The 8,208-nt window shown below is 62.0% G+C and carries 8 protein-coding genes; 6 read left to right on the top strand and 2 right to left on the bottom strand.

Annotated features, from left to right (window positions below; genetic code table 11):
- The coding region (locus ACH2EH_RS23300) for an alanine--tRNA ligase-related protein (RefSeq protein ID WP_395145543.1) at positions 1-940 on the bottom strand (940 nt) is incomplete at its 3' end.
- Positions 941-993: 53 nt separating this feature from the next.
- Here ACH2EH_RS23300 and ACH2EH_RS23295 point away from each other — a divergent pair.
- A complete protein-coding gene (locus tag ACH2EH_RS23295; protein WP_395145541.1) occupies positions 994-1,203 on the top strand; it encodes a hypothetical protein in 210 nt (69 codons plus the stop codon).
- On the top strand, positions 1,200-1,700 hold the full coding sequence (locus ACH2EH_RS23290) for a GNAT family N-acetyltransferase (protein WP_395145539.1): 501 nt from the start codon (positions 1,200-1,202) through the stop codon (positions 1,698-1,700). The genes ACH2EH_RS23295 and ACH2EH_RS23290 overlap by 4 nt, the downstream gene beginning before the upstream one ends.
- 8 nt (positions 1,701-1,708) lie before the next feature.
- Here ACH2EH_RS23290 and ACH2EH_RS23285 read toward each other — a convergent pair whose 3' ends face one another.
- Positions 1,709-2,656, bottom strand: a complete 948-nt coding sequence (locus ACH2EH_RS23285; protein WP_395145537.1) for a GNAT family N-acetyltransferase — start codon at positions 2,654-2,656, stop codon at positions 1,709-1,711.
- Positions 2,657-2,704: 48 nt separating this feature from the next.
- Between ACH2EH_RS23285 and ACH2EH_RS23280 the strand changes: the two genes are divergently transcribed.
- The 4 genes from ACH2EH_RS23280 to ACH2EH_RS23265 form a co-directional block, all read left to right on the top strand.
- On the top strand, positions 2,705-5,137 hold the full coding sequence (locus ACH2EH_RS23280; protein WP_395145535.1) for a DUF1549 and DUF1553 domain-containing protein: 2,433 nt from the start codon (positions 2,705-2,707) through the stop codon (positions 5,135-5,137).
- A 203-nt stretch (positions 5,138-5,340) separates the two neighbouring features.
- Positions 5,341-6,669 (top strand): DUF1501 domain-containing protein, encoded by a 1,329-nt coding sequence (locus tag ACH2EH_RS23275; RefSeq protein WP_395145534.1) that lies wholly within the window; start codon positions 5,341-5,343, stop codon positions 6,667-6,669.
- Positions 6,666-7,955, top strand: a complete 1,290-nt coding sequence (locus ACH2EH_RS23270) for a c-type cytochrome domain-containing protein (RefSeq protein ID WP_395145532.1) — start codon at positions 6,666-6,668, stop codon at positions 7,953-7,955. The genes ACH2EH_RS23275 and ACH2EH_RS23270 overlap by 4 nt, the downstream gene beginning before the upstream one ends.
- On the top strand, positions 7,945-8,208 hold a 264-nt coding region (locus ACH2EH_RS23265; RefSeq protein WP_395145530.1), incomplete at its 3' end, for a hypothetical protein. The genes ACH2EH_RS23270 and ACH2EH_RS23265, both read left to right, overlap by 11 nt.

Here is an 8,208-nt window from a genome sequence, read left to right as displayed (position 1 = left end):
CCACAATCGCGCGGCGCATCAGGCGGCGCAGAATATAGCCCTTGTCGCTGGAACCGGGTGTGACGCCGTCGCAGAGGATGAAAGTAGCGGCGCGCACGTGGTCGGCGATGCGGCGAAACGCGATGTCGGTTGGGGAGTGCGGGGTGGACGTGTAGCGCTTTCCGGATAGTTCTTCGAGAGTCGTAATCACGGGGCGGAGCAGATCGGTCTCGAACGGCCCGGCCAGATTGTTGATCGCCGCCGCCGTGCGCTCCAGGCCCATGCCCGTGTCAATGTTCTTCTTGGGCAGCTCGATTAATTTGTAGTCGTCGCCCGTGCCCTGGCCGGTGTACTGGGTAAACACATTGTTCCAGATCTCCAGCCAGCGCGTGCCTTCGCCGTCCCACTCTAAATCAAAGGGAAGCTGTGGCTGGAGGTCAAAGAAGATCTCCGAGCACGGGCCACATGGGCCTTGAGACTGCTCAACAATCGCGTTCGACGGCCAATAATTCGTCTTCTGCCCGAGCCGCGCGATGCGCTCGTGGGGCATGCCATTGGCGCGCCAGAAATCATACGCTTCCTGGTCTTCTTCGTAGATCGTCACGCGAATACGCTCGCGCTCTAGCTTCAGGACATCGAACAGGAACTCCGTGGACCAGGCGATGGCCTCTTTCTTGAAGTAGTCCCCAAACGAAAAATTACCCAGCATCTCAAAGAACGTGCAGTGGCTAATATCACCAATGTCCTCGATATCTTTGGTGCGCAGGCACTTCTGACTCGTGACCACACTCTTGCGCGGCGGCGTGGCGCGGTCCTCAAAGTAGGCCTTGAAAGGCACCATCCCCGCCACGGTAAACAGCAGCGTGGGATCGTCGGTGGGCAGCGGGTCGGAGGGGAGGCGAAGCGCCCCCTTGCTCTCGAAAAACGATAGGTACTTCTGGCGAAGCTCTCTAGCTAACATAACGCTACAGTATACTGCATCCTCTTTCGGGTGCTAAACGGGCATTGGGCTCGGTGCAAGTCGCAATCAGCGGGAAAGGAACCGGGTTTCGCAATGTCACCGCGCACTTCCGGCTTCCCGACGGCACCAGCGTGCCGTTTTATGCCTGGAATGTCAAAGGCTCCTCGACGAATTTTGTGATGCCCCTGACCACCGAAGGCCTACGTCTGAGCGTAGACGGAGACAAGTCCCAGGAGCTTCGGATCACCGTCACCGCAGCATGAGTCTTTCGTCGCTTTCTGTGCCGGACGGCCTCACCCGCCGTCCGGCCACGGATTCGGACGCGGATATGGCGCTGCTCAGCCACCTCTACGCCACCACACGCGCCGACGAGCTGGCAATGACCCCCTGGAGCGATGCGCAAAAAGAGCTGTTTGCACGCCAGCAGTTTTATGCCCAGCACACCTATTACCACAAGACCTGGCCCGACGCCGCCTACGACATTGTCGAGCTGCACGGCGAGCCCATCGGCAGGATCTACGTTGACCTGCGGCCCGGCGCGGTTCAGCTCATGGAGATCACGCTCCTGCCCGAGCTTCGGGGGCGCGGGCTTGGCACGGCGCTCATCCAGCAAGTCATCGCCCAGGCCGACAGGCTTGAGCAGCCCGTCAGCCTCTTTGTCGAAGCGCACAACCCTGCACAGCGGCTCTATGCCCGGCTAGGCTTTCACTTCACCGAGAACCACGGCATCTATCAGCTCCTCATACGGCCCTACAGATAGTGGCGGCCTTACGGATAGTGGCGGACAAAGCCGACCCAGCCGGACTGCTTGACAAAGCCCAGTGCGCGGTTGATGGAGAGCATTCCCTCGTTGTTGACCTCGTTGTCGGTGCGAATAATCGGGCAGCCGCGCTCTTTGGCAAACGCAATCGCCCGCAATTTCAGCGCCAGCGCGATCCCCCGGCGGCGGTGGGAGCGCAAGATGCCCGTCACGCCCGTTTGGAGGTGATCGTCGGCCTCGCGCCCCCAGAGGGCGCTGATGCCCACAATGTCCTCCCCATCCACTGCTAGAAACTGCGCGTGGGGCAAGTAGCCCGAGTGGGCGAACCGCTTCTCCCAGACCTCGTAGGCAATGGCGGTGTGTGGCTCGGGGGAGGGAATATCGGCCTGGATCACTTGCGAGAACTCGTAGAGTTTCCGGCGAACCGCCGGGTCGGAGGCACCCAGCTCGGCAAACGTCGTGATGCGCAGCCCCTGTGAGAGAACCCGTTCCTCGGCACCAGGGAAACGGCTGGCATCGAATTGAGCCACATCCAGCCACGACTCGGCGTAGCTCATTTCTTCGACAAAGCCCCGGTCGCTCAGAAAACGCAGCGCACGCTCCGTCCCCTCAATCGTGTAGGCACGTAGCGCCGTGGGAGTAAGCGGCGCAAGCGCAGCGACCACGTGGTCAAAAAGCGCCTTGCCAAAGCCCTCTCCCTGTCGGGTGGGCTCGACAAAGACCTCAAGAGTAAACTTGGTGGGATGGAAACTGTGCGTGTCGTGGGCACTCAGGCCGTAGCCGGCAACCACGCCACCCTCCTCCGCAACGATGCGGGCAAAGTGATGCTTCTCTTCTCGGTAGTCATCACCGTAGCGGAACTCGTTCTCGGTCTCTTGAAAGCTCGGAAAGTTGGCGTTGAAGATCGCCACAATGGCGGGATAGTCCCGCGTCGGGTCAAAGGCACGAATCGTCATGTCTCTTGTATCGTAGCACGGAGGCCGTTTGCTAAGGTACGATAGCCTATGTTCGTGATCCTGCTCACGCTGGCGCTTCTGGCTGCGCCACCCGCAAAAATAACGCGCCTGGAAGTGACACCGCCGTTGGTGGCGCTTGAGGGGCGCACGGCGCTTCAGCGGGTGCTGGTGACGGCGATCCTGAGCGATGGGAGTCGCAAGGACGTGACGGGGCAGGCAAAGCTCACCACCTGGCCGCCGCCCCTGCTCCAGCTCGCGGGAAATACGCTGACACCGCGCACCGATGGCACGGGCGTACTGAAAGCGGAGCTAGGCAGTGTCAGTGCCAAGATTCCCGTGAGCGTGAAAAACACCGCTGTTGCCCCGACGTACTCTTTTGTGAATGAAGTGGTTCCGACGCTCGCCAAGGCGGGGTGCAGCCAGGGGACGTGCCATGGGGCGGCGGCGGGAAAGGGCGGATTCAAGCTCAGCCTGCGCGGCTACGCTCCCGAACAGGACTTTATCGCGATCACCAAAGCGCTCAGTGGCCGCCGCATCACCCGCGAGGCTCCCGAGCGCAGCCTGTTTCTGCGCAAGCCACTCGGGGAAATCGCACACCGGGGGGGGAGCGTAATCACGAAAAACTCGCCCGAGCACCGGATGCTTCTGGGCTGGCTCCAGCAGGGTGCCCCCGGCCCAACGGGCAAAGAGACGCCCCTGGCTAAAATTGACGTCCTACCCGGTGATAGAGTGCTCGCTCCCAATGAAACTCAGCGCTTACTCGTACGTGCCACCTACGCCGACGGCCGCACCGAGGACGTGACCCAGCGTGCGCTTTTTTCCGTCAATGACCCCGCCATCGCCTCGGTCACCGACGATGGCACGGCAAAGCAGCTCCGCCCGGGTGAGACGGCGGTTCTCGCCAAGTACCGCGACAAACTCACGATTATCCGCCTCAGTGCTCCGTTCCCCCATCAAATCAAAGACAGTGCTTTCACCGCACGCACCAACTACATTGACGACGCCGTCAATGCCAAACTTAAAGCGCTCCATATCGAGCCCTCGGGCCGCTGCACCGACAACGAGTTCCTGCGCCGTGTTTTTCTCGATCTGATCGGAACGCTTCCCACTGAGGCCGAGGCGCGGGCGTTTCTCGATGACAAAGCCCCCGACAAGCGCACCGTGCTTATTGACACTCTGCTCACGCGCCCGGAATATGGCCTGATCTGGGCGCTCAAGCTCGGGGATTTGTTCACACTCCGCCGCGAGAATTTGAGCCGCAAGTACGCCATGCAGCTCCAGGCATGGCTGGCCGAGCAGCTCAATAGTGGGGTCGGGTGGGACACACTCGCCACCAAAATCCTTACTGCCTCAGGGTCGCTCGACGACAACCGCGGCGGACTCTTCTGGCTCAGCCGTGTCCCGCAGAAACCGAACCAGGGCTACTGGGTGCGCGCCACGGAGAACTCCACGGAGCTGATCGCGCAGACATTTCTAGGCCAGCGGATCGGCTGCGCCAAGTGTCACAACCACCCCACGGAGAAATTCACCCAGGACGACTACTACCACTTCGCCGCGCTCTTTCACCAAGTCAGCGGCGGCGGCGAGAACGAGGACGGCATCCCGGAACGCCTCGAAAGTAAGCACGACCCGAATCTGCGCCATCTTCGAACCAACGAGATCTCCGAGCCGCGTCCCTTAGACCGCTCCACCCTCACGTTCGCCAAGGACGAAGACCGCCGGATTCAAGCCGCCGCGTGGCTCGTGGCGCAGGACGAGTTCGCGCGCAACGCCGCCAACCGGCTCTGGGCGCGCTGCTTTGGCAAGGGCATTGTCGAGCCCGTGGACGACCTGCGCTCCACCAATCCCGCCAGCAATGAGCGGCTGCTCACGGCTCTTGCCGCCGATCTCAAATCGCATCACTTCGATCTGAAGTATCTCCTCAAGACCATCTGTCTCTCGACCACCTACCAGCGCACTAGCACGGCGAATCCCACCAGCCGCCTCGACACGCGCTATTTTTCGCACTACCTGCCGCGCCGCCTCCCCGCCGAAGAACTAGCCGACGCCCTCGCGCAGGTGACTGGAGTCCCGGACCGCTACCAGGGCCAGCCCGAGGGCTGCCGCGCCATCGAGGTCGCCGACGCCGAGATCCCCTCCGTGATGCTCGACACCTTTGGCCGTCCGCCGCGCATCCTCTCGGGCGAGTCCGAGCGCACCTGCGAGCCCGCGCTCGGCCAAGCGCTCGCGCTCCTTAACTCGCAAGAAGTGCAAAACAAGCTCACCAGCGGCGAGGGGATTATCGCGCAGCTCGTGAAAGCCAAGAAAACCAACTCCGAGATCCTCGACACGCTCTTTCTGTCCGCCCTCGCCCGCTACCCCAAGCCCACCGAGCGCATCGCGCTAGAAGCCCCGCTCGCCTCTGCCAAGAACCGCGACGAAGCCCTGCAAGACGCACTCTGGGCGCTCCTCAACAGCCCGGAGTTTCTCTTCAATCACTGAACTTGCCCTGTTTGGGTCGCCCCCATGAACGGGGGCGTCTTTTTGTCGTCGCGGACTCCGACACGAAGGGCGTCCCGCCCATGGGGAAGTTCGCTCGGCATGGCTGCTTGCAGTCTTTGTGTCCGAAGAATGAGGACAATAAGACGCTCCGGTTTATCGGGGCGATTTGACGGGGGTATAATTGCCCCAAGGAAACGACGACGATGCTGGATGTCAATGCGGGTCGGGAGTATGCACGCTGCGATGGAATGACGCGGCGGGATTTTGTGCGTCTTGGGGCGCTCTCCGCCGTGGGCCTGAGCCTGCCGGAACTACTGGCACGCGAGGCGAGCGGCGCGGTGCAGAAGCCGCTTGCTAAAAATGTTGTGCTGATTTATTTGGGCGGCGGGCTGACACATCATGACTCGTTTGATCCCAAGCCCGATGCCCCTGCCGAGATTCGCGGCAAGTACGGCGTGATTCCCACCAAGCTGTCCGGCATCAAGTTCTCTGACAAGATGACAGAAATGGCGAAGCTGACGCATCTTTATGCGCTCTGCCGGGGCCAGGTGACGGGCTCAGATCACCACGAGACCGCGACCCAGTGGATGCTGACGGGAAACTACGGCCTGATGCAGGGCGGCGACTACCCGAGTGTCGGGGCGATCTGCGCCCATGAGCTGAAGCCCTTGAGCACGCTCCCGCCCTATGTCGCCATCCCGCGCAACGCCAGCTTCACCTGGGAGCTGGGAAAAGCCGCCTGGCTCGGGGAGCGCTATGAGTCGTTTAAGGCGGGCAATGTCGGGGACAACAACTGGCAGGTGCCCAATCTTTCGTTGCTGCCCGGCGTGGCGGAGGAGCGCTTGACGCGGCGTCAGAGCATGCGGCAGGCGCTCGATAACCTTGCCAAGAAGTTTGAGTACAGCGATGCGCTCACTAGCATGGACACGTTCCAGCAGAAAGCCGCCCAGCTGATTCTCTCTCCCGAGGCCCGCAAGGCTTTTGACCTCAAGGCCGAATCCGATGCCACCCAGACCAAGTACGGCAAAGATTTCTGGGGCCGCCAGCTCCTGCTCGCGCGGCGCCTTGTGGAGGCCAACACGCGCTTTGTCCTGGTGACACAGGGCGGCTGGGACCACCACGCCAAGATCTTCGAGGGCTGTGACAGTGCCCTGCCTGCGCTGGACCGCTCCCTGGCGGCGTTTCTCTCCGACATGAGTGAGCGTGGGTTACTTAAGGACACGCTGGTGGCTGTTTATGGCGAGTTCGGGCGCACCAGTAAGCTCAACAAGGACGCGGGCCGGGATCACTGGGGCAATGCGGGCTGCATGCTCTTTGCCGGAGCCGGGATTCAGGGCGGGCAAGTGATTGGGGAGACCGACGAGCGCGGAGAGTACACGGTCTCACGGCCCATCCGCCCCACGGAAGTGGCGGCGACCATCTACCACGCACTGGGAATTGACTACGAGAAGCATATCGTCTCACCGTCGAGCCGCCCCGTCGCGATTCTGCCCGAGTGTGCCCCCGTCAAAGAGCTCTGGTCCGGGGCATGATACAGCCCCCCAAGCCCCCACCGATTGTCTTCAGTCGTGAGGTGCTGCCCATTCTGCGCCAGAGCTGCACGTCGTGCCACTCCGGCCCCAGCCCCGCCAGCGGCTACTCCATGGACACACGGGATAAATTGCTTTCAGGCGGACGGCATGGCGCGGCGATAGTGCCCAGCAAGGGCGCACAGAGCAATTTCCTGCGGTACTGCAACGGCGAGCTCAAGCCTAAGATGCCCCCCAATGGCGCACTCGATAAAGTCCAGCTCAGTGTCTTCAAGCGCTGGATCGACGAAGGCGCAAAGGTGGATAGTTTGGTGGCGGCCACTCCGCAAAATCCCCCCTTTCTCAGCGAGGTACGAGCGCCTGGGAGAGGGGCAGGCGAGAGGTTAGCCCCCGTCACGGCGCTGGCGCTCTCGCCGGATGGAAAGACACTGGCGGTGGGGGGGTATCGGGTGGTGCGGCTGCTTGACCCGGCGACGGGCAACCTATTAGGCACACTCACAGGGTGTGCGGATCAGGTGCAGAGCTTGGCGTGGGAAGCCACTAGCCAGCGGCTCGCGGCGGCAGGCGGCGTCCCCGGTGAGAGCGGCGAGGTGGCGGTTTTTGCACTCACAAGTGGGCAAGTAGAGAGCAAGCTGACCGGGCATACGGACGTTGTCGTTTCTGTGGCGTGGCGCAGCGGCACCGATGAAATCGCAACAGGCTCGCTGGATAAGACCGCCGCGCTCTGGAGTGTGAGCCGTGGCCAGCGGCTTCGGCTGCTCAAAGACCATGCGGACACCGTGCTCGCCGTGGCCTACAGCCCGTCGGGGGAGTTTCTCGCCACCGCCAGCGCCGATCGAACTGCCAAGCTCTACCGCACGAAAGACGGTGTGCGGATCGCGGCGCTCAATGCCCACCAAGACAGTATTGTGCGGCTCGCGTTCTCGCCTGACAGCAAGCGCTTGGTGACGGGTTCTGCCGACAAGACCGTGCGCCTCTGGAGCATCAAAGAGGGTTCCATTGAGAACCCCGATGCCACCCAGTACGAGCCCGAGCCGCTCACCGCCTGCGCCTTCTCCCCCGATAACCAGCGGCTTTTCTGGGTCTCGGCGTCGCGAAAAGTTAAAGTTTTTGCCGCCAATGGACGCGACTTTCAGATGGAGTTCACCGACGCCACCGACTGGGTGACCAGCCTTGCCGCCACCACCGATGGCAAGACTCTGATCGCCGGGACGCTAGACGGGAAGCTGCTCTTCTGGGACTTGGCGACGCGCAAGCTTCTGCGGAGCTCGGAGAACCGTGCAAAATAAGCCCAGCCTTAAAGAGCTGTCCGTCTTTGGGATTGTCGCCGGGCAGACGGTAAAACTCACCCTCACGGGCGAGAATCTTGCACCGAGCGCGGTAACAGTCAAAGGCCCGCTGCAAGCCAAGCTTATTGAGGGTAAGCCAACAACCGTAACTCTTGAAGTAATCGTGCCCACGGACTGTCCACCCGAGTCGTTCGAGCTCACGCTTGTGCATCCCAAAGACAGTCCAACCCTCAAGCTGCCCGTTCTGCCTGCC

It is taken from the genome of Armatimonas sp. (assembly GCF_043760365.1).
Lineage (GTDB): Bacteria > Armatimonadota > Armatimonadia > Armatimonadales > Armatimonadaceae > Armatimonas.
This window is presented reverse-complemented; position numbering and strand designations above follow the sequence as displayed.